This is a genomic window from Methylobacterium sp. J-059 (assembly GCF_022829485.1).
Taxonomy (GTDB): Bacteria; Pseudomonadota; Alphaproteobacteria; order Rhizobiales; family Beijerinckiaceae; genus Methylobacterium.
Map to the genome: position 1 here is coordinate 14,452 of NZ_JAKSYA010000113.1, position 20,409 is coordinate 34,860.

18 protein-coding genes are annotated in these 20,409 nt (G+C 70.6%); 10 read left to right on the forward strand and 8 right to left on the reverse strand.

What is annotated here, in order from left to right:
- Positions 1-50: 50 nt before the first annotated feature.
- Positions 51-626, reverse strand: a complete 576-nt coding sequence (locus MKK55_RS15300; RefSeq protein ID WP_243935061.1) for a YceI family protein — start codon at positions 624-626, stop codon at positions 51-53.
- Positions 627-763: 137 nt separating this feature from the next.
- Between MKK55_RS15300 and MKK55_RS15305 the strand changes: the two genes are divergently transcribed.
- On the forward strand, positions 764-1,711 hold the full coding sequence (locus tag MKK55_RS15305) for a LysR family transcriptional regulator (RefSeq protein ID WP_243934960.1): 948 nt from the start codon (positions 764-766) through the stop codon (positions 1,709-1,711).
- Between the two features lie 70 nt (positions 1,712-1,781).
- Here the strand turns inward: MKK55_RS15305 and MKK55_RS15310 are convergent, their stop codons facing one another.
- Positions 1,782-2,159, reverse strand: a complete 378-nt coding sequence (locus MKK55_RS15310; RefSeq protein WP_147727087.1) for a hypothetical protein — start codon at positions 2,157-2,159, stop codon at positions 1,782-1,784.
- A gap of 97 nt (positions 2,160-2,256) precedes the next feature.
- Between MKK55_RS15310 and MKK55_RS15315 the strand changes: the two genes are divergently transcribed.
- Positions 2,257-3,195 carry a LysR family transcriptional regulator gene (locus tag MKK55_RS15315; RefSeq protein ID WP_243935932.1) on the forward strand — a complete coding sequence of 313 codons (939 nt, stop codon included), beginning with the start codon at positions 2,257-2,259 and terminating at the stop codon, positions 3,193-3,195.
- A gap of 244 nt (positions 3,196-3,439) precedes the next feature.
- On the opposite strand, the gene MKK55_RS15320 is transcribed toward MKK55_RS15315, so the two are convergent.
- From MKK55_RS15320 to MKK55_RS15330, 3 genes are all read right to left on the reverse strand, one after another.
- Positions 3,440-5,092, reverse strand: a complete 1,653-nt coding sequence (locus tag MKK55_RS15320) for an ABC transporter substrate-binding protein (protein WP_243935940.1) — start codon at positions 5,090-5,092, stop codon at positions 3,440-3,442.
- Positions 5,093-5,302: 210 nt separating this feature from the next.
- Positions 5,303-6,934, reverse strand: a complete 1,632-nt coding sequence (locus MKK55_RS15325; protein ID WP_243935942.1) for an alpha-D-glucose phosphate-specific phosphoglucomutase — start codon at positions 6,932-6,934, stop codon at positions 5,303-5,305.
- Between the two features lie 60 nt (positions 6,935-6,994).
- Positions 6,995-7,615, reverse strand: a complete 621-nt coding sequence (locus MKK55_RS15330) for a WHG domain-containing protein (RefSeq protein WP_243935944.1) — start codon at positions 7,613-7,615, stop codon at positions 6,995-6,997.
- Between the two features lie 205 nt (positions 7,616-7,820).
- Here MKK55_RS15330 and MKK55_RS15335 point away from each other — a divergent pair, with 205 nt between their 5' ends.
- Together MKK55_RS15335 and scpA are read left to right on the forward strand one after the other, a co-directional pair.
- Positions 7,821-11,240, forward strand: coding sequence for an acyl-[ACP]--phospholipid O-acyltransferase (locus MKK55_RS15335; protein ID WP_243935946.1), 3,420 nt, complete (start codon positions 7,821-7,823; stop codon positions 11,238-11,240).
- A gap of 151 nt (positions 11,241-11,391) precedes the next feature.
- On the forward strand, positions 11,392-13,557 hold the full coding sequence (gene scpA, locus MKK55_RS15340; RefSeq protein WP_243935948.1) for a methylmalonyl-CoA mutase: 2,166 nt from the start codon (positions 11,392-11,394) through the stop codon (positions 13,555-13,557).
- A 17-nt stretch (positions 13,558-13,574) separates the two neighbouring features.
- Here the strand turns inward: scpA and MKK55_RS15345 are convergent, their stop codons facing one another.
- Together MKK55_RS15345 and MKK55_RS15350 are read right to left on the reverse strand one after the other, a co-directional pair.
- Positions 13,575-13,778: a hypothetical protein gene (locus tag MKK55_RS15345; protein ID WP_243935950.1), complete on the reverse strand. Its 204-nt coding sequence runs from the start codon at positions 13,776-13,778 to the stop codon at positions 13,575-13,577.
- A gap of 113 nt (positions 13,779-13,891) precedes the next feature.
- The gene (locus tag MKK55_RS15350; protein ID WP_243935951.1) at positions 13,892-14,365 is read right to left on the reverse strand and encodes a hypothetical protein; all 474 of its coding nucleotides are present in this window, start codon (positions 14,363-14,365) and stop codon (positions 13,892-13,894) included.
- On the opposite strand from MKK55_RS15350, the gene MKK55_RS15355 reads away from it, so the two are divergent.
- The 4 genes from MKK55_RS15355 to MKK55_RS15370 all read left to right on the forward strand — a co-directional run bounded on the left by MKK55_RS15355 (position 14,360) and on the right by MKK55_RS15370 (position 16,709).
- On the forward strand, positions 14,360-14,974 hold the full coding sequence (locus MKK55_RS15355; protein ID WP_243935953.1) for a hypothetical protein: 615 nt from the start codon (positions 14,360-14,362) through the stop codon (positions 14,972-14,974). The genes MKK55_RS15350 and MKK55_RS15355 overlap by 6 nt on opposite strands.
- Positions 14,961-15,335, forward strand: a complete 375-nt coding sequence (locus tag MKK55_RS15360; protein ID WP_147727150.1) for a transcriptional regulator — start codon at positions 14,961-14,963, stop codon at positions 15,333-15,335. Before MKK55_RS15355 ends, MKK55_RS15360 begins: the two co-directional genes overlap by 14 nt.
- Positions 15,336-15,383: 48 nt before the next feature.
- Entirely contained in the window at positions 15,384-16,109 is a 726-nt protein-coding gene (locus MKK55_RS15365) for a di-trans,poly-cis-decaprenylcistransferase (RefSeq protein WP_147859727.1), read from the forward strand.
- 69 nt (positions 16,110-16,178) lie between these two features.
- The gene (locus MKK55_RS15370; RefSeq protein WP_147842496.1) at positions 16,179-16,709 is read left to right on the forward strand and encodes an ankyrin repeat domain-containing protein; all 531 of its coding nucleotides are present in this window, start codon (positions 16,179-16,181) and stop codon (positions 16,707-16,709) included.
- Positions 16,710-16,713: 4 nt separating this feature from the next.
- Here the strand turns inward: MKK55_RS15370 and MKK55_RS15375 are convergent, their stop codons facing one another.
- Positions 16,714-17,880 carry a transglycosylase SLT domain-containing protein gene (locus MKK55_RS15375; RefSeq protein WP_243935955.1) on the reverse strand — a complete coding sequence of 389 codons (1,167 nt, stop codon included), beginning with the start codon at positions 17,878-17,880 and terminating at the stop codon, positions 16,714-16,716.
- 314 nt (positions 17,881-18,194) lie between these two features.
- Between MKK55_RS15375 and MKK55_RS15380 the strand changes: the two genes are divergently transcribed.
- Both MKK55_RS15380 and MKK55_RS15385 read left to right on the forward strand, forming a co-directional pair.
- Entirely contained in the window at positions 18,195-19,388 is a 1,194-nt protein-coding gene (locus MKK55_RS15380) for an inositol-3-phosphate synthase (protein WP_147728787.1), read from the forward strand.
- On the forward strand, positions 19,388-20,320 hold the full coding sequence (locus MKK55_RS15385; protein WP_243935959.1) for an HD domain-containing protein: 933 nt from the start codon (positions 19,388-19,390) through the stop codon (positions 20,318-20,320). Before MKK55_RS15380 ends, MKK55_RS15385 begins: the two co-directional genes overlap by 1 nt.
- Positions 20,321-20,409: the final 89 nt, after the last annotated feature.

Consider the following 20,409-nt stretch of genomic DNA (forward strand, 5'->3'; position numbering starts at 1 on the left):
TCGTTCCTGGCATCGCGATCTCGGGGCCGGCGGTCGTGCGCGGCTTGGGCCTATTCGGTGCGCTCGAACGCGCCGGCGATGGTGAGGTGCAGCTCGTCACCGATCAGCGGCACGTAGGTCTTCACGCCGAATTCCGAGCGCTTGATCGTGCCCTTGGCGTCGAAACCGACCGTGTACTTCTTGCTCAGCGGGTTCACGCCGGCGCCGACCAGGGTCACGTCGAGGGTCACCGGCTTGGTCACGCCGTGGAGCGTCAGGTTGCCGGCGACCTTGGCCTTGTCCTTGCCCTCGGGCGTGACCTTGGTCGAGACGAAGGTCATCTCCGGGTACTTGGTCGCGTCGAGCCACTGGTCGCCCTTCAGCTCGTCGGTGAGCTTGGAGCTGGTGGTGGTGACCGACGCGACGGGAATCGTGATCTTGAGGCTGCTCTGGGCCGGGCTCTTCGGCTGAAGGTCGAGGGTGCCCGAAACCTCGGAGAAGCCGCCGGAATAGTTCGAGAAGCCCATGTGCGACACGGTGAACCCGACCTGGGTGTGGCCGGCATCGACCGCGTAGGCGCCGGCCTGGATCTGGGCCGGGTCGCGGGTCGGCGGTGTCTGCGCCAGCGCCGGGGCGGCGGCGAGCATGAGTGCGATCGACAGGGCGGAGGGGCTGAAGGGCTTCACGAAGAGCTCCGGGCTCGCTGGCACGGCGGGATACGCCGTTCGGAGGCGCCGAGATAGGCCGCTTCCCAGCGGTGCGGAAGCGCGGTAACCGGAGACGCATGGTTGCGATTCCGGAAACCTTCACCGGGCATCTCGACGACGTGCGTGCCTTCTGCGCGGTGGTCGACCTCGGCAGCGTGACCCAGGCGGCGGCCTTCGTGCGCGAGACCAAGGGCAGCGTCAGCCGCCGCGTCTCGCGGCTGGAGGCGGTGCTCGGCGTGACGCTGCTGGCGCGAACCTCGCGCGCGGTCTCGCCGACGGCCGACGGGCTGGCCTTCCACGCCCGCGCCCAGGAGAGCCTTGCGCTCCTCGACGAGGCTTTGGAGACGGCGCGCGGCGCCCGAACCGAACCGCGCGGGCACCTGCGCGTCACCGCCTCCATCGATTTCGGCGTCGAGGTGCTGCCCGATCTCGTGGCGAGCTTCCGCGCGCGCTACCCGCAGATCACCATCGAACTGCTGATCACCGACAACCGGCTGGACCTCGCCGCCAACCGCGTCGACCTCGCCCTGCGGCTCGGCGGCGCGCATCCGGACAGCGGCTACATGGCGCCGATCCTCGCCGAGCTGACGATCGGCCTCTACGCCGCCCCGGCCTATCTCGCCCGGAAGCCGGCTCCGGCCGACCTCGCCGGGCTCTGCGACCACGACGTGGTGTTCTCGCGCGAGCGCGTCGGCGCCTCGCAGATCGCGGTGTCGGACCGGCTCGGGCGCGAGGCGCTGATCGACGTGCGCCCGGTGGTGCGGGCGACGGATTTCGCCACCGTGCTGCGGTTGACGCTGGCCGGCGTCGGCATCGGCCACATCCCGAGCCTCGTCGCCGCGAAGGCGCTGGGCGCCGGCACGCTGGTTCCGGTGATGCCCGATTGGGCGAGCCGCGGCGGGACGCTCCGGGCGGTCAGCCTCGCGGGGCGCGAATTGCCGGCGCGGGTCCGGCTGTTCCGCGAGCATGTCCGCGCGGAGGTGGCGCGCGCGTCGTCCGGTCGGCGGCTCCATGATCCGGCCTGACGGCGTCTGCCGGCTCCCGGCCTCGTCGCGAGGCCGGGAGGGTCGGCACGGCCGGGCATGCCCGGAGCGCTCAGTCGACGGCCGCGGCTTCCAGCGTGACGGCCTTGGTCCGGGAGGGCTGGACTAGGATGCGGTCGCCGACGCGGCTGATCTCGATCGTCTCGGCGGGCGAGTCGGCCGGGCGCGGGGTCGAGAGCGTCACGCTCTGGTCGTCGGCCAGGACCGTCTCGAAGCGGACGGCGGGGGCTGCGGCGCGCGGCGCCAGGGTGACGACGACGCGATACCCTTTCGGCTCGGCGGTGTAGTAGGCGACGCCGGACAGGGTCCCGAGGTCGACGCTGCCGGCCGCGGCCGGCTTGATCTCGGCTGCGCCTGCACTGCCGAGGCCGGCGGTGAGGGCGACGATGGCCGCGAGGGCGACGGTGCGGCTGCGAGTCTTGATGGACATGATCGTGTGACCTTCGTGCTGCCAAGGGCCCGATGCCCTTGCCTTGGTCACGGATATGTTCTGCAGTGCAGCATGGAACAAACCGATCGTATCACTGATGACTATCGATCACATCGATCTTAGCTGCATCGACCTGAATCTGCTCGTCGCCCTCGACGCGATGCTGGCCGAGCGCAGCGTGACCCGCGCCGCGGCTCGCATCGGCATCGGCCAGTCGGCAATGAGCTCGAGCCTCGCCCGCCTGCGCCGGCTGTTCGACGACGAGCTGCTGACCCGCGCCCCCGACGGCATGCGGCCGACGCCACGCGCCCTGGCGCTGGCCGAGCCCGTCCGCGCGGCCCTGCGGCAGATCCAGGCGATCGTCCGGCGCGAGGCGGCGTTCGATCCGGCCACGACCGAGCGGACCTTCACGGTCAGCCTGCCGGACAGCACCGAGGTCCTGCTCGGGCCCCGGCTGCTCGGCTACCTGCGCGCCGAGGCGCCGGGCATCCGCCTGCTGCTGCGCTCGGTCGACCGCACGCACATCCTGGAGGAGCTCGACGCCGACCGGGTCGACCTCGCCATCGGCTTCGGGTTCGAGGGGCAGACCCATCACAAGCAGCGCCTGCTCTACCGCGACACCTACGTCTGCCTGTTCGACGCCGGCCAGGTCGGGCTCGCGCCGCCGATCTCCCTGGACGACTACCTCCGCTTCCCGCACATCCTCACCAGCCTGCGCGAGACCGCCCACGGTGTCGTGGACGACGCGCTGGCCAAGCTCGGGCGGGCGCGGACGCTGGCGCTGACGACGCCGCGGTTCCTGGTGGTGCCGTTCCTGGTGCGCGCCGCCCCGGTGATCACGACGATGCACGCGCGGCTCGCGACCTACTTCGCCGACGCGCTCGGGCTGACGGTGAGCCCGGCGCCGGTGGAGCTGGATGCGGTCTCGGTCTCGATGCTGTGGCACGCCTCCTACGACGACGACCCGGCCCACCGCTGGCTGCGGCAGGTGCTGGTGCGGCTGGCGGGCGAGACGGCCGAGGTCGAGCGGCTTTGACGGGGTGGGGCAGGGGGCCGGCGCATCGCCGACCCCGCATCCCTGACCACGATCTTCCCTCCCCCCTCTGCGGGGGAGGGTGAGCCTCGCGTGAGCGAGGGTTGGGAGAGGGGAGCGACCTCTCCGGACAACGCGTCCCCTCTCCCGACCCGCTTCGCGGAGCATCCTCCCCCCGCAGAGGGGGGAGGGAGTACCCGTCACGCGTCTGCGCGATCCGGTAGCGAAGGAAACCCGCGCCGCCCCATCACGCCAGCGTCGTCAGGTCCTGGAACCAGTGCTGGGCCTGGGTGTAGCCCTTCACCTTCGGCGAGAGCGCGTGCGGGTTGGTGTCGTGCACGACCCAGACCTGTACCGCCTCGTCGACCACGATCTCGTGGATGCGGGCCAGCAGCTTGTCCTGCTCCGCCGGGTCGAGGCTGGCCTTGACCTTGTCGCAGAGCGCATCGACCTCGGCGTTCTTCCAGTGGCTCCAGTTCACGCCGTTCGGGGCGATCTGGCGCGAATCGTAGAAGCGCAGGATCGCGTAGAACGGATCGGAGGTGACGTAGGCGATGTTGCCGGCCGAGACGCCCTTCTGGCTCGGGTCGGCCGCGCCCTGGCGCCAGCCGGTATAGGCGACCTCCAGCTCGACGGTCTTGAACTCGACCTGGATGCCGATCTCGGCCCAGCTCTGCTGGATGAACTCGTTGATCGGCAGGGACAGCATCTGCCCGGTGCCGCCGGTGGGGATCAGGATCGTCGCCTTGACCGGGTTCTTCACCGAGAAGCCGGCCTCCTCCACGAGCGTCTTGGCCGCCGCGACGTCGGTCTTGATCTGGAAGGTCGGCTTGCCGAACCACGGGCTCGACGCCTGCACCTGCCCGACGGCCGGGGCGGCCAGGCCGCCCATCAGCTGCACCACGCCGTCGCGGTCGATCGCGAGGTTGGCGGCCTTGCGCAGGCGGATGTCGCGCCAGGGCGAGCCCTCGACCATCGAGAGGTGGTAGTTCCAGACATGCGGCGTGTCGTTGCCGACGATCCGCATGCCGGCGGCCTTCAGACGCGGCACGGCGTCGGGCGCGGGCAATTCGATCAGGTCGACGTTGCCCGACAGGAGCGCGTTCACGCGGGCGAGGTCTTCGGGCACGCAGGCCAGCGTCAGCTTGGCGAGCTTCGGGGCGCGCTTGGGGTTCCAGTAGGCCTCGTTCGCCACGAGCTCGAGGCGGACGCGGGGCTGGAGCTGGCCGATCTTGTAAGGCCCGGTCCCGGAGGGCTGGAACGCGAACTTCGACCAGTCGCGCCCGGCCGCCTCGAACCCGGCCGGCGACGAGATCAGAAACCACAGCATCTGGTAGGGGAACAGGCTGTCGGCGGTCTTCGTCGTCACCTGCACGGTCATCGCATCGAGCTTCCGATACGACGCCACGCCGGGCAGGCGCGGCCTCACCTGGGCGGCCTGGCGCTGGTCGAAGTGCGGCGCCTCCTTGTTGAGCACCTTGTCGAAGTTCCAGATCACCGCGTCCGCATCGAAGGCCGAGCCGTCGTGGAACTTCACCCCGTCGCGCAGGTGGAACGTCCAGTTCTTGCGGTCGGCCGGGTCGCTCTCCCAGGACGTCGCGAGGCCGGGCACCATCCTGCCGGGGCGGTCCGCAACGTCGAGCTCCCAGGCGATCAGCGGATCGTAGAGGGTCAGCCCGGTGAACTGGTAGCCGCCCGCGCCCTTGTCCGGCTGCCCGGTGGTGAGCGGCAGGTCCGACATCGAGATGCCGTAGGTCAGGGTGCCCGCGGGTTTGCCGCCGGGCGCCGAGCCCCCCTGGGCGAGGGCGCCGGGCGCGGCGAGCGGCCAGCCCACCCCGAGCGCGCCGAGGGCGGCGCTCCCGAGCATGAGGTTGCGGCGCGTGAGCGAAGTCTTGTCCATCGGGCACTTTTCGATCGCGGAACGGGAACGATCCGCGCGTCGAAGGAAACGGCGACGCCCTCCGTCGATCGGACGGCATCACCGATCCACGGGCAAGGAGGACCTCCTTGCGTTCCGCCGCGCGGGCTCGTGCCGACATGGGAGGCACACAATATGCCAAGCGCCGCCCGGCACCTCCGCAACCGGTAGTCTACCGGGATCGGTTCCGGCTCACGTCACCACGCTCGGCTCGGCCCGTCCGGTCAGCGCCTCGATCTCCGCCAGCTCGCGGGCGACGGCGACCAGCGGAGCCAGCACCGCGGCGACCGGCCGCTCGAGCCGGTCCGGCGCCGCCTCGTAGCGCTCGATGTAGACGCGCAGCGTCGCGCCCGCCGTGCCGGTGCCGGACAGGCGGTAGACGATGCGGGCATCCTCCGCGAAGGTGACGCGAATGCCCTGGCGCTCGCTCACCGAGCCGTCGACCGGGTCGACGTAGCGGAAATCGTCCGCCGCCGAGACCGTGACGTCGCCGATCCGCCGGCCGGGCAGCTCCGCGAGCTTGTCCCGCAACCCGTCCATCAGCCGGTTGGCGGCGTCCGAGGCGATCTCCTCGTAATCGTGCCGGGTGTAGTAGTCGCGCCCGTACTCCGCCCAGTGCTCGCGCACGATCGCGTCGGCGCGCTTGCCCGTCGCGGCCAGGATGTTGAGCCAGAGCAGCACCGCCCACAGCCCGTCCTTCTCGCGGACGTGGTTCGAGCCGGTGCCGGCGCTCTCCTCGCCGCAGAGCGTGATCAAGCCGGCATCGAGCAGCGTGCCGAAGAACTTCCACCCGGTCGGCGTCTCGTAGGCACCGATCCCGAGGCGGGCCGCGACGCGGTCGGCCGCGCGGCTCGTCGGCATCGAGCGGGCGATGCCGGCGAGCCCGGATGCGTAGCCGGGCGCGACGCTTGCGTGCGCCGCCAGGATCGCGAGGCTGTCGCTCGGGGTCACGAACAGGCCCGGCGCGACGATCATGTTGCGGTCGCCGTCGCCGTCCGAGGCCGCGCCGAAATCCGGCGCGTCGGGGCCGAGCATCAGCTGGTAGAGGTCGTGGGCGTGGACCGGGTTCGGATCGGGGTGGTGGCCGCCGAAATCCTCCTTCGGCTCGCCGTTGACCACCGTGCCGGGCTCGGCGCCGAGCATGCCTTCGAGGATCGCGTGGGCGTAGGGGCCGGTCACCGCGCTCATCGCATCGAAGCGCATGCGGAAGCCGGATGCGAACAGGCGGCGGATCGCGTCGAAATCGATCAGCTCGGCCATCAGCGCGGCGTAGTCGGCGACCGGATCGATCACCTCCACGACCATGTCGCCGATCCGCGTCGCCCCGACCTGGTCGAGGTCGAGGTCGGGCACGTCGGCGATGCGATATTCCGTCAGCGTCTTCGTCGCGGAATAGATCGCCTCGGTGACGCTCTCGGGCGCCGGGCCGCCGTTGGCGGTGTTGAACTTGATGCCGAAATCGCCGTCCGGCCCGCCGGGATTATGGCTCGCCGAGAGGATGATGCCGCCGATCGCGCCGGCTTTGCGGATCACGCAGGACGCGGCCGGCGTCGAGAGCAGGCCGCCCCGGCCGACGAGGACGCGGCCGAAGCCGTTGGCGGCGGCGATCTTCAGCGCGGTCTGGACCACCGCGCGGTTGAAGAAGCGCCCGTCGCCGCCGAGCACCAGGGTCGCGCCCTCGCGGCCGGCGACGGACTGGACGATCGCCTGGACGAAGGTCTCGACGTAGTGCGGCCGGCGGAAGTGGGCGACCTTCTTGCGCAAGCCGGACGTGCCGGGCTTCTGATCGGAGAACGGCGTCGTCGGCACGCGTTTCAGGACCATGGTTCGCTCGATCTCTCAGGGACTTTCCGCCCAACAACCCGGTTTCGCGGGAGCGGTCAATCAGCCCGCCGGATCCGCCGCCAGGAAGCGGGCGACGAGCATCCGCGCGAGGTCCGCGGGGGCGGCGTCGGTCAGCGCCCCGAGCTTGCCCGAGGTCGAGAGCGAGGCGAGCCCGTGCAGCGACGCCCACAGGGCGGCCACCGCCTGGGCGCGCTCGGCGGCGTCGGGCAGCAGCGGCTGCAGCGTTCCGTCGACGAGGCCGGTCGCGGAGGCCAACGCCTCCCAGTACCAGTCCGGCACCGCGGCGCCGCGCGCGGGCGCCTGGTCGGAGACGAGGCTCCAGATCGCCGGATCCGCGGCGACGAAGGCGAGGTAGGCGGAGGCCAGGGCCGCCGCGTTCGCCCGCGGCGACCCCGCCGGGTCGAGGGCCGCCGCGAGCGCGTCCCGCAGCCGGGCGAAGGTGCGGGCGTTCACCCGCAGCAGCACCGCGTCGAGATCGCCGACCGCATTGTAGATCGAGTTCGGCGCGTAGCCGATCGCGGCGGCGAGCGGCCGCATCCCGAGGGCGCGCACGCCCTGGTTTCGGACGATGCCCTCGGCGGCCTCGCAGACCAGCGCGAGGAAGCCGGCCCGGTCGACGTCGCCGCGCGGGCCGGCGGCGCGCTTCTTAACGGTCTTCACGCTATGCATCCGCGGTGTCCCGTGCGGTCGCGCACGGGATGCAGCGATAGATTGCACGGCGTGCAAGAACAAGCTTGCGCACCGCCCGCGATCGCTTAGTTTGCACGTTGTTCAAATTCCGTCGTCCAGCGTGGATCGCACCGGGCCCGGGATTTGACGCGACCGCACGGGTTGAGCCAGTCATGGCCCAGCCGGGGAGACCGCCATGTTCCGTTCGCTGATGACCGCCCGGCGTTTCGCGCCGCTGTTCTGGTGCCAGTTCTTCTCGGCCTTCAACGACAACTTCCTGAAGAACGCGCTCGCCTTCCTGATCCTGTTCAAAGTCTCGCAAGGCGGCGATTCCGACTCCGGCATCCTGGTGACGCTGGCGAGCGCCGTGTTCATCGGGCCGTTCTTCATCCTGTCGGGCCTCGGGGGCGAGCTTGCCGACCGCTACGACAAGGCGGTGATCGCCAAGCGGCTGAAGTTCGCCGAGATCTTCGCCGCCGGCACCGCGGTGCTCGGGTTCTTCCTCGCCTCGGTGCCGATCCTGTTCGTCGCGCTCGGGCTGTTCGGGACGATCGCGGCCCTGTTCGGGCCGATCAAGTACGGCATCCTGCCCGACCACCTGCGCCGCGAGGAGCTGCCTGCCGGCAACGCGCTGGTCGAGGCCGCGACCTTCCTCGCGATCCTGCTCGGCACGATCGCCGCCGGCTTCGCCAGCGCCATGGGCGGCTCGCACCTCGTCTTCGGCGGCCTGATCATGGCCTTCGCCGTGCTGTGCTGGCTCGCGGCGCGGGCGATCCCGCGCACCGGCGAGGGCGCGCCCGACCTGCAGGTCGACCGCAACGTCGCACGCTCCACCGTGGCCCTGCTGCGCGACCTGTGGAGCGACCGCCGCCTGTGGCGCGGCTCGATCATCGTCAGCTGGTTCTGGCTCGTCGGCGTGGTGGTGCTGTCCTTGCTGCCGCTGCTGGTGCGGCACGACTTCAACGGCTCGGAGACGGTGGTCACGTTGCTGCTCGCGGTGTTCTCGGTCGGCATCGCGCTGGGCTCGGGCCTAGCCTCGTGGCTGTGCAGCGGGCGGATCGTGCTGCTGCCCACCCCCGTCGGCGCGCTGCTGATGGCCCTGTTCGGCCTCGACCTCGCCTGGACGGTCGCCCACCATGCACCCGAGCCCGGCGCGATGATCGGCGCCGCCGACTTCCTGCGCACGGGCTCCGGCCTGCGGGTGGCGATCGACTTCCTCGGGCTGGCCATGGCCGGCGGCCTCTACATCGTGCCGTCGTTTGCCGCGGTGCAGGCCTGGACCGACAAGGACAAGCGCGCCCGCATCATCGGCGCCGTCAACGTGATGACCGCGGCCTTCATGGTCGGCGGCACCTTGGCGCTCGCCGCGCTCCAGGGCGCCGGCTTCTCGAGCGCGACGCTGCTGGCGCTCGTGGCGGCGCTCAACCTCGTCGTCGCGGTCGTGGTCCTTGTCACCCTGGAGACGAGCCCGTTCCGCGACTTCCTGTCGATCCTGTTCCGGGCGTTCTACCGGCTCGAGGTGCGCGGGCTCGACAACGTGGAGAAGGCCGGCGCGAACTGCATCGTCGCCCTGAACCACGTCTCGTTCCTCGACGCGCCGCTCGCCCTGTCGCTGCTCGACCAGGAGCCGGTCTTCGCCGTCGACCACGGCATCGCGCAGCGCTGGTGGGTGAAGCCGTTCCTGCGGGTCACCAAGGCGATGCCGCTCGATCCGACCCGGCCGCTCGCCACCCGCTCGCTGATCAACGCGGTGAAGGGCGGCGAGACCCTGATCATCTTCCCCGAAGGCCGCCTCACCGTCACCGGCAGCCTGATGAAGGTCTACGACGGCGCCGGCCTGATCGCCGACAAGTCCGGCGCGATGGTCCTGCCGGTGCGGATCGAGGGGCTCGAGAAGACCGTGTTCTCGCGGCTGTCCCGCGATCAGGTGAAGCGGCGCTGGTGGCCGAAGGTGGTCGTCACGGTGATGCCGCCGGTCAAGCTCGGGGTCGACCCGGAGCTGAAGGGCAAGGCGCGCCGGCAGGCGGCGGGCGCGGCGCTCTACGGCATCATGTCCGAGCTGGTGTTCGACACCACCGACATCGACCGGAGCGTGATGACGGCGCTGATCGCGGCCGCCGAGCGCTTCGGCTGGCGCCGCACGGCGCTGGAGGATCCGGTCTCGGGCAAGCTCACTTATTCCCGCCTCGTGATGGGCGCCAACATCCTCGGCCGCAAGCTGATGCCGTTGGCGGGGGAGGGGCGGGCGATCGGGCTGATGCTGCCCAACGCGAACGGCGCCGCGGTGACGTTCTTCGCGCTGGCCTCCGCCGGCCGGGTGCCGGCGATGATCAACTTCTCGGCCGGCGCGGCCAACATCCTCTCCGCGTGCACGGCGGCGCAGGTGACGAAGATCCTCACCTCGCGCGCCTTCATCGAGAAGGGCCGCCTCGGGCCCCTCGTTGAGGCGATCAAGGACAAAGTCGAGCTGATCTACCTGGAGGACGTGCGCGCCACGATCACGACGGGCGACAAGATCCGCGGACTGCTGGCGGCGCGCAGGCCCCTCGTGGCGCGGACCGGAGAGGATGCGGCCGCGATCCTGTTCACCTCCGGCTCGGAGGGGACGCCCAAGGGCGTGATGGTCGCCAACCGCGGCATGCTCTCGAACGTCGCCCAGGTCGCGGCCCGGATCGATTTCGGGCCGTCCGACAAGGTGTTCAACGTGCTGCCGATCTTCCACGCCTTCGGGCTGACCTCGGCGCTGGTGCTGCCGCTGGTCTCGGGCGTTCCGGTCTACCTCTACCCGTCGCCGCTGCACTACCGGATCGTGCCGGAGCTGGTCTACGGCTCGAACGCGACGGTCCTGTTCGGCACCGACACCTTCCTGACCGGCTACGCCAAGGTGGCGCACGCCTACGACCTGCGCAGCTTGCGCTACGTCGTGGCCGGCGCCGAGCCGGTGAAGGATTCGACCCGCCGGACCTACGCGGAGAAGTTCGGCCTGCGCATCCTCGAGGGCTACGGCGTCACCGAGTGCGGACCGGTGGTCGCGGTCAACACGCCGATGTTCAACCGCTTCGGCACCGTCGGGCGCCTGGTGCCGGGCATGGAGCACCGCCTCGACCCGGTCCCCGGCATCGAGGAGGGCGGCCGCCTCGTGGTGCGCGGCCCCAACATCATGCTCGGCTACCTGCGCGCCGAGAACCCCGGCGTGCTGGAGCCGCCGCCGGACGGCTGGCACGACACCGGCGACATCGTCGCCATCGACGCGCAGGGCTTCGTCGCGATCAAGGGCCGCGCCAAGCGCTTCGCCAAGATCGCCGGCGAGATGATCTCGCTCGCCGGCATCGAGGCGACCGCCGCCGACCTGTGGCCGGACAGCCCGAGCGCGGTGGCCGCGGTGCCGGACGCGCGCAAGGGCGAGCGGCTGGTGCTGTTCACCCAGCGCAAGGACGCGACGCGCGCCGCCTACCAGACCTTCGCCAAGGGCCGGGGCGCCCCCGACCTCGCGATCCCGGCCGAGGTTGTGGTGGTCGACGCGATCCCGATGCTCGGCACCGGCAAGGTCGATCAGGTGGCGGTGACCAAGCTCGCGAAGGAGCGCGCGGGCGGGCAGGAGGCGACGGCGGCGTGATCGCTTAGGGCACGTCTTCCCTCCCCCTTTGCGGGGGAGGGTGCGACCGGAATATCCTGTCGCCGTGTCGCCTTGTCGAAGAGGGCTGTCGCGTCTGATCGGGTCTCGCCTATAATGGCGAAAAGTCCGGCCCCGATCGAGAAGACCGCCCATGACCTCCCGCATCCCGAACTTCGCCGAGATCGCCTGGGGCGCGGACGCCGTCGCCGTGCCGCCGCCGCCGTCGGGGGAGCCGTGGATGACGCCCGAGGGCATTCCGGTGAAGACCCATTACGGGCCGGACGACCGGGCCGGGCTGGAATTCGTCGACACCTATCCGGGCATCGCGCCGTACCTGCGCGGGCCGTACCCGACGATGTACGTCACCCAGCCCTGGACGATCCGCCAGTATGCCGGCTTCTCCACGGCCGAGGATTCGAACGCGTTCTACCGGCGCAATCTGGCCGCCGGACAGAAGGGCCTCTCGGTCGCCTTCGACCTCGCGACCCACCGCGGCTACGATTCCGACCACCCGCGCGTCTCGGGCGACGTCGGCATGGCCGGCGTGGCGATCGATTCGATCTACGACATGCGGACGCTGTTCTCCGGCATCCCGCTCGACGAGATGACCGTGTCGATGACGATGAACGGTGCGGTGCTGCCGATCCTCGCGCTCTACATCGTCGCCGCCGAGGAGCAGGGCGTGCCGCCGGAGAAGCTCGCCGGCACGATCCAGAACGACATCCTCAAGGAGTTCATGGTCCGCAACACCTACATCTACCCGCCCAAGGGCTCGATGCGGATCATCTCGGACATCTTCGCCTACACCTCGCAGAAGATGCCGAAGTTCAACTCGATCTCGATCTCCGGCTACCACATGCAGGAAGCGGGCGCGACGAACGACCTCGAGCTCGCCTACACGCTGGCCGACGGCGTTGAATACATCAAGGCGGGGCTGGCGGCCGGGCTGACGATCGACAAGTTCGCCCCGCGGCTGTCGTTCTTCTGGGCGATCTCGACGAACTACTTCATGGAGATCGCCAAGATGCGGGCCGCGCGCCTGATCTGGGCCAAGCTCGTGAAGGAGTTCGAGCCGAAGAGCGAGAAGTCGCTGCCGCTGCGCACCCACTCGCAGACCTCGGGCTGGTCGCTGACCGCGCAGGACGTGTTCAACAACGTCACCCGCACCTGCATCGAGGCGATGGCGGCGACGCAAGGGGGCACCCAGTCGCTCCACACCAACGCGCTGGACGAGGCGCTGGCGCTGCCGACCGACTTCTCGGCGCGCATCGCCCGCAACACCCAGCTGTTCCTGCAGCAGGAGAGCGGAACCACCCGCATCGTCGACCCGTGGGGCGGTTCGTACTACGTCGAGAAGCTCACCGCCGACATCGTCGCCCGCGCCTGGGAGCACCTGCGCGAGGTCGAGGAGCTCGGCGGCATGGCCAAGGCGATCGAGGCCGGCATCCCCAAGCTCCGGATCGAGGAGGCGGCGGCGCGGGCCCAGGCCCGGATCGATTCCGGCCGCCAGACCATCGTCGGCATCAACAAGTTCAAGCCCGACGACGAGATGAAGATCGAGCTGATGCGCGTCGACAACGGCAACGTGCGCACGCTGCAGATCGACAAGCTCAAGCGCCTGCGCTCCGAGCGCGACCAGGCCGACGTCGATGCGCGGCTGGCCGCGCTGACCGCGGCGGCGGAAGGGGAGGGCAACCTGCTCGAGCTCGCCGTCGAGGCGGCGCGCGCCAAGGCGACGGTGGGCGAGATCTCGGATGCGCTGGAAAAGGCCTGGGGCCGGCACCGGGCCGAGATCCGGTCGATCTCGGGCGTGTACAAGCGTGAGGTGGGTGGCATGTCGCCAGCGGTCGAGGAGGTGCGGGGGCTGGTCGAGGCCTTCGAGGAGAACGACGGGCGCCGCCCGCGCATCCTCGTCGCCAAGATGGGGCAGGACGGGCACGACCGCGGCCAGAAGGTGATCGCCTCGGCCTTCGCCGACCTCGGCTTCGACGTCGACATCGGGCCGCTCTTCGCGACGCCGGCGGAGGCCGCGCGGCAGGCGGTGGAGAACGACGTCCACATCGTCGGCGTTTCGTCGCTGGCGGCCGGCCACCTGACGCTGGTGCCCGAGCTGAAGGCCGCGCTGACCGAGCAGGGCCGCGGCGACGTCATGATCGTGATCGGCGGCGTGATCCCGCCCGGCGACTACGATGCGCTCTACGCCGCCGGCGCCTCGGCGATCTTCCCGCCGGGCACGGTGATCGCGGAGGCCGCGGTCAAGCTGATCAAGGAGCTGAACGGCCGGCTCGGCTACGCCGCCCGGCAGGCTGCCGAGTAGCGCGCCCCCAAAAAGCGCTATTCCGAAGGCGTCTGCGTCTGCGAGGCCGACGCCGACGGCGTGATCGAGCCGGTGGCCTCGGGGCCGCCGGCGCGAAACATGGCCTGGGCCGACTGCTCCGCCCGCTCGCGATCGAGCTTCTGCGCAGCCAGCAGCGCGCAGACCACGAGCAGGCCCACCCCGAATACCGCCTTGGCCGTCGTCCAGATGCGATCGAGCATGCCAAATGGTGGCATGCCGTCGGTTAGCGGGATGACAACGCCGGCGCTTTTTCCGCGGCCCGGCGCGCCGATCGCCCGGGCGATCCAGGCGCCGGGCGAAAGCGACTGTTGCGCTACTTGGTCTTCTTGCCGGCGGTCTTGATCGCGGCGCTGACCATGTCCTTCGTCGAGGGCGCCGCAGCAATCGTCTTCGAAACCACCTTCTTCGGTTTCTTCGTCTCGCGATTTCCGCGCTTGTTCTCGGATGCCATCATGCTCTCTCGCTGGTGATCGCGGCGATGATGGCACGGTTTTACGAAATCGCGCCCTACAAAACACTTGCCTCGCGCATTCGCGAGACGCGCGAAGACATCCGGGCGGAATGCCCGGGCCCTCGCGACGGGCCCGGTCGGCGGGCGGGCCGCATTCGCGGCGCGCAGCCCGTCACGGCGGTCGACGACGACGAGGTCGCGCCGCCCCCTGATCCACGAGTGCCAGCGACTTCGCCACAAATGAAACCAACGGTTGCAATAATTCGCTTGCCGCGTATGCGGCCTCGGGTTACTTTGCAATGCAAAGCGCGATTCGACGCCGGAGAGCCCATGCACGACCTCGACAAGGCGCTGGCCGACATCGTCGCCATCCGCTCGCAGATCGCGCGGGACACCGCGTTCCGCGGCCTCGGCTCGGCGGCCCTGGCCGCCACCGGGGTGCTCGCCCTGGCGACCGCGTGCGGGCAGGCGCTCTGGCTCGGCGATCCAGACGCGCGGCCGCTTCTGTTCTTCGGCCTGTGGATCGCGACGGCCTGCGCAGCGGGCGGCCTCATCGGCATCGAGACGGTTCGGCGCTCGCGCCAGCTGCATTCGGGCCTGGCGGACGCGATGGTGTGGAATGCGATCGAGGGGTTCCTGCCCGCCGCCGGGGCGGGCGCCTGCCTCGCCCTGGTGATCGCGCGCTTCGCCCCCGATCAGGTCTGGATGCTGCCGGGCCTGTGGCAGGTGCTGGTCGGCCTCGGCCTGTTCGCCTCGGCGCGGATCCTGCCGCGGGCGGTGCAGGGCGCGGGCGCGTTCTACCTTCTCGCCGGCCTGACCGCGCTGGCGATCGCGGGCGAGACCCGGGCGCTCTCGCCCTGGCTGATGGGCCTGCCCTTCGCCATCGGGCAGGGCTGGCTCGCCGTCGTGATGTCCGGCACCGGAGGCGGCGATGGCGATCTCTGATCGGGCCGACGGCCGCTTCTCCTACGACGGTCTCGATCGGGTGATCCACGAGAAGGCGCGGCTCAGCGTGCTGACCTCGCTCGTCGGCCATCCGAAGGGCCTGGCGTTCCCCGACCTGAAGCGCCTGTGCGGGCTCACCGACGGCAACCTCAGCCGCCACCTCGCGGTGCTGCAGGAGGCCGATCTCGTCAGCCTGGAGAAAGGCCACGCCCATAACCGTCCGCAGACCCTGTGCCGGCTGACGCCGGCGGGGCGGGCCCGTTTCCTCGAGTACCTCGGCGTCCTGGAACAGGTGGTGCGCGACGCCGCCAAGGCCGCCCGCCTGCCGGAATCCGGCCACCTCAACACCACCCCGGCCTGACGGCCGACCGCCCGCCATCCGCGCCGCCCCCGACCGGAGCCTTCTACGATGCAAAGCCCCACCGACACCAGGCCGGGCCTTCACGCCGCGATCATCATGGACGGCAACGGGCGCTGGGCGACCCGGCGCGGGCTGCCGCGCGCCGCCGGCCACCGCACCGGGGTCGAGGCGATCCGGCGCACCGCCGAGGCCTGCCCCGAGCATGGGATCGGCACGCTGACCCTCTACGCCTTCTCCAGCGACAACTGGCAGCGCCCGGCCGACGAGGTCGGCGGCCTGATGCGGCTGCTGCGCGTCTACCTGCGCAACGAGACGGCGCGGCTCGCCCGCACCGGCACCCGCCTCAGCGTCGTCGGCCGCCGCGACCGGCTGCCGGCCGGGCTCCCCGAGGCGATCGAGCGGGCCGAGGCCGCGACCGCCGCCGGGCGCAAGCTCCACCTGCGCATCGCCGTCGACTATTCCGCCCGCGACGCGATCCTCGCAGCCGCCGCGCGGCTCGCCGGCCAGCCCGCCTCGCGCGAGGCGTTCGGAGCGGAGATCGCCGGCGCGATGCACGGCTCGCCGGTGGACGTCGACCTGCTGATCCGCACCGGCGGCGAGCAGCGCCTCTCCGACTTCATGCTGTGGGAGGCGGCCTATGCCGAGCTCCACTTCACCGAGCGGATGTGGCCCGATTTCGGCGAGGCCGACCTCGCGGCCGCGATGGCCGAATTCACCCGCCGCGACCGCCGCTTCGGCGGCTTGAGCGCACCGAAGGTCTCGGCCGCGGCCTGACCGGACTGGACAGGACGGGGGGTCGGCGCCAGATCGGCGGTGTCGCTCCCCTGGCTCGAAGATCGCTGCATGTCCGCTGACGCGTCCCCGCCCGCCCTTGACGACGAGACCGTCGCTTTCGCCGGTCGTCTGTTCCAGTATGCGCGGATGGGGCATGCCGCCGAGCTGGCGGAGTTGTTCGGGCAGGGGCTTCCGGCCAACATCCGCAACGATAAGGGCGACAGCCTGCTGATGCTGGCGGCCTACAACGGCCAGGCCGAGACCGCCCGCGTCATCCTGGAGGCCGGCGGCGACCCGGAACTTCCCAACGACCGCGGCCAGACCCCGCTCGCCGGCGCCGCCTTCAAGGGCGACGTCGCGATCGCGACGCTGCTCCTCGTCCACGGTGCGGCGGTGGACGGCACCGGCGACGGCAGCCGCACCGCGCTGATGACCGCGGCGATGTTCGACCGCACCGAGATCGTCGACCTGCTGCTCGCCCACGGCGCCGACCCGGACCGCCGCGACGCCGCCGGCCAGTCGGCCGCCGACATGGCGCAGGCGATGGGCGCGCAGAACACGCCGGCTCAGCTCGCGAACGCGAAGCGACCCGGCGCCTGAGCGATCACTCGCCGTCGGGCGGCAGCGCTTCGGTGACCTGGACGCGCTGGGCCGGCGGCTCCGCCGCGGGCTCGGCCGTCTCGACCGCGGCCGCGACGGCGGCGACGCCCTCGTAGCGCGACAGGCGCCGGTCGATCATACCGTCGATCCGGTCGTAGACCTCGGCCACCGTGAGGTGGCGCCGCGCCTTGCCGGCGGCCTTGTCGGCCTTCTGCGTGAACAGCGCCCGGTTGGCCCGCGCCGCGCTGCGGAACTCGCGCTCGGCGACCTCGTCCGGGCGGTCGGCGCTCATCGTCAGGAATCGCCCGGCGCTCGACGTGCCGAGGAAATGCGCGAAGTACAGCTCCGACGTGGTCAGCGCCCGGCCGACGCGCGCCTCGATGCGCCCGCGGTCGCGCTTGATCAGCTCCGCCGCCATCAGCGCGGCGACGTAGGGGTCCTTGCGCAGCGACAGCACCCGGTCGCGCATCGGCGCGGCGACGGTGATCGCGGCGCCGCGGCCCTTCACGGCGGCCGCCTCGGCGTCGAGGCCGTAGCGGGCGCCGAAGTCGCGGATCATCTCGAGCCAGGTGGCGGTGACGAACTGGAACAGGCCCTCGGCCGACGAGGTCTGCGCCTTCACGTCGGTCGCGAAGCTGGATTCCTTGTCGGCCAGCGCCATCAGGTAGACCGGGTCGACGCCCGCTGCGGCGGCGGCCTTCAGGATCGTGTCGACGATCCGGCGCGGCACGCCGACCTTGCCGAAACGGATGGTGTCGTCGGTCTCCGGCGACGGCTGGGGCAGGGCGGCGAGGTCGCCGGCGATCAGCGCGCTGGTGGCCGGTTCCTGCTCGATGACGGGAACGCCGCTCCACTCGTAGGGGTTGTGGGAAGGTCCGGCGCTGGCCAGGTCGATCGCGGCGCGGGGACGCTCGTCGATCCGGTCGTGGGCCGAGGCCGCCGGCGCGAAGGCGGCCTGCGGCACGACGAACCCGGCGAGCAGGGCGGCCAGCCCCAGCGCGGCGCTTCTGCGGCGCAGGGCGGACGGGCGGCGAAATCCGGCCTCGTTCCGCGGCGTCCCGCACACGGCCCGCGGCAGCCAAACCACGGTGTCCACTTCACAATTCGACTCGATAGGCACGAGTCGGCTCACGTCGTCGGCGCAGAGCGCCGGCTCCGGGAAAACCCCCATTGCTAGTCCTTTTCGTGCCGCGGCGTTCATCGGCCGGGCTTCGATCAAGCGGCGGCTCTATCGCCGGATGCCGTGACCACAATGGGACGGCTCGGTGATCCAAGCGTGGCACGCTTAAGGAGCGGTTAACGCTCTCTTTTCACGCATTCTTAACCAGCCGTTCGGGTCCCATTCAGCCCTAGGTTGGCACAAAGATGTCGCATTCGGGCTTGGAACGTTGCACCCGAGCGCCAGTTAGCATGGGCCACGCAGGGCGGTCCGCATCGGCCCGTTCGAAGTCCCTGCGTCCGAAGCGTTTAAGGAATTTTCTCCCCATGAGCATGCAGACCGGTCGTCGCGTCGGCGTTGCGTTCGTCGGCATGGGTGGCGCCGTCGCCACCACAGCCATCGCCGGCATCGAGATGATCAAGTCCGGATCGAACCGCCTCGACGGTCTGCCTCTCGCGGGCGTCGCAGTCGCCGGAATGGCCGACTACAAGGATCTCGTCTTCGCCGGATGGGATCTGAACGGTGACGATCTCGCCTCCGCCGCGCAGGGGCACGGCGTGCTCACCAAGCAGGACATCGAGAACGGTGCCCAGGTGCTGAAGGGCATCCAGCCCTGGCCGGCCGTGGGCAGCGCGAAGTTCTGCAAGAACATCGACGGCGCAAACCGCATCGTCGCCGCCGACCATCGCGAGGCGGTGTCGATCATCGCCGCCGACCTCCGCCGCTTCAAGCAGGAGAGCAACCTCGACGAGGTCGTGGTGGTGAACCTCGCCTCCACCGAGCGCTGGCCCGACCTCACCGCCGCCGTGCTCAACTCGACCGAAGCCTTCGAGAAGGGCCTCGATACCAGCGACGAGCACATCTCGCCGGCGATGCTCTACGCCTATGCGGCGATCAAGAGCGGCGTGCCCTACGCCAACTTCACCCCGAGCATCGCCGCCGACGTGCCGGCGCTGCTGTCGCTCGCCACCGAGATGAACGTTCCGGTGGCCGGCAAGGACGGCAAGACCGGCCAGACCATGATGAAGACGGTTCTCGCACCGGCCTTCAAGGCGCGCGCCCTTCACGTCGACGGCTGGTTCTCGACCAACATCCTCGGCAACCGCGACGGCCTCGCCCTCAACGACCCGGCCTCGCTGCAGTCGAAGATCAACACCAAGGGCACGGTGCTCGACTCGATCCTCGGCTACCCGGTCGAGGATCACCTGGTCCACATCCACTATTACCGCCCGCGCGGCGACGACAAGGAAGCCTGGGACAACATCGACATCACCGGCTTCATGGGCCAGCGCATGCAGGTGAAGGTCAACTTCCTGTGCAAGGACTCGATCCTCGCAGCCCCGCTCGTCATCGAGATCGCCCGCGTCCTCGACCTCGCCAAGAAGCGCGGCGACGGCGGCGTGCAGGAGCAGCTTTCGACCTTCTTCAAGGCGCCGATGGTGAAGAACGGCCACGGTCCCGAGCACGATTTCGGCAAGCAGGGCAAGATGCTGCTCGATTGGCTGGACGGCGACCGCTGATGTCGGACGGCGTTCCGGCGACCGGCGCGTCCGGGCCTGCGGCGCCCGCCGAGCTGCGCGACCTGCTCGTCGAGATGAACGATCTCAAGCGCGTCCGGTCCGCCGGACGCGTCGGCTCCATCGCCGAGCGTCTGTTCGCGCAGGGTTGGAGTGCCCTGACGGGCGGAGCACCCGCCGAGGATGTGGCGCTCGACGTCGCCGCGACGGCTCTGGCCGCGACGCGGCTGTGCGATCTAGATGCCGCATTCCTGGCCGCTGCGGGCCTGCCGGACGAGGCCGTGTCGAGCGTCCTCGTCGAGGGGTTCGACAGCGTCACGACGGCGCTCGATCCTCACCTGCGCGATGCGCTTCGCGACCGGCTTCGCCATCGTGCCGAGCATCCGCAGGGCACGGTGCCGGGTTTCGTCGCGAGCCTGGCGCAGCAGCCGCGGGCGGGCGTCACCTGTCCCGGGCGTCCCCGCATCCTGCTCGAGCCCCCCGAGAACCATGCCGAGCACTGCCTCGTGGTCGCGGTCTACGGCGTCGTTCTGAGCCCGTTCTACCGGGCCGATCCGGCCACCGTGTTCCTTGCCGCGATGGCGCATCACTTCCACAACGCCGCGATGCCCGATGCCGGCTTCACCGGCGAGATGCTGCTCGGCGACCATCTCGGCCCGATCATGGCGCGGACGACCCAATGGGCGCTCGACGAGCTCGACGGCCCGCTGCGGGAATCGGTCGAGCGCGCTCGCGCGGTGCTGCCGGACGACGCGACGGCGGAAGGCCGGGCGTTTCATGCGGCCGACTGCATCGACCGCGTGCTGCAGATCGCGCAGCACCTGCGCGCGGCCACGCTCACCATGGGCACGGTGCTCGACGAGATGGAGCTGGTCCATGCCGGGCCGGTCAAAGGCTTCCACGATCGCGTGCTCGCGGATATGCGCATTCCGTAGAACCGACGTCGCGGCGCTCGTTCCGCGACGGACATACGACGCCATTCCCGCCATGCCGTCCCTGCCGTGACCGCGCCCGCGGCATCAGA

Bases quoted from the DNA above. Each gene is read 5' to 3' on its own strand.
- MKK55_RS15300 (WP_243935061.1), bottom strand. From the start codon at position 626: ATGCTCGCCGCCGCCCCGGCGCTGGCGCAGACACCGCCGACCCGCGAC.
- MKK55_RS15305 (WP_243934960.1), top strand. From the start codon at position 764: ATGGTTGCGATTCCGGAAACCTTCACCGGGCATCTCGACGACGTGCGT.
- MKK55_RS15310 (WP_147727087.1), bottom strand. From the start codon at position 2,159: ATGTCCATCAAGACTCGCAGCCGCACCGTCGCCCTCGCGGCCATCGTC.
- MKK55_RS15315 (WP_243935932.1), top strand. From the start codon at position 2,257: ATGACTATCGATCACATCGATCTTAGCTGCATCGACCTGAATCTGCTC.
- MKK55_RS15320 (WP_243935940.1), bottom strand. From the start codon at position 5,092: ATGGACAAGACTTCGCTCACGCGCCGCAACCTCATGCTCGGGAGCGCC.
- MKK55_RS15325 (WP_243935942.1), bottom strand. From the start codon at position 6,934: ATGGTCCTGAAACGCGTGCCGACGACGCCGTTCTCCGATCAGAAGCCC.
- MKK55_RS15335 (WP_243935946.1), top strand. From the start codon at position 7,821: ATGTTCCGTTCGCTGATGACCGCCCGGCGTTTCGCGCCGCTGTTCTGG.
- scpA (WP_243935948.1), top strand. From the start codon at position 11,392: ATGACCTCCCGCATCCCGAACTTCGCCGAGATCGCCTGGGGCGCGGAC.
- MKK55_RS15345 (WP_243935950.1), bottom strand. From the start codon at position 13,778: ATGCTCGATCGCATCTGGACGACGGCCAAGGCGGTATTCGGGGTGGGC.
- MKK55_RS15355 (WP_243935953.1), top strand. From the start codon at position 14,360: ATGCACGACCTCGACAAGGCGCTGGCCGACATCGTCGCCATCCGCTCG.
- MKK55_RS15360 (WP_147727150.1), top strand. From the start codon at position 14,961: ATGGCGATCTCTGATCGGGCCGACGGCCGCTTCTCCTACGACGGTCTC.
- MKK55_RS15365 (WP_147859727.1), top strand. From the start codon at position 15,384: ATGCAAAGCCCCACCGACACCAGGCCGGGCCTTCACGCCGCGATCATC.
- MKK55_RS15370 (WP_147842496.1), top strand. From the start codon at position 16,179: ATGTCCGCTGACGCGTCCCCGCCCGCCCTTGACGACGAGACCGTCGCT.
- MKK55_RS15375 (WP_243935955.1), bottom strand. From the start codon at position 17,880: ATGGGGGTTTTCCCGGAGCCGGCGCTCTGCGCCGACGACGTGAGCCGA.
- MKK55_RS15380 (WP_147728787.1), top strand. From the start codon at position 18,195: ATGAGCATGCAGACCGGTCGTCGCGTCGGCGTTGCGTTCGTCGGCATG.
- MKK55_RS15385 (WP_243935959.1), top strand. From the start codon at position 19,388: ATGTCGGACGGCGTTCCGGCGACCGGCGCGTCCGGGCCTGCGGCGCCC.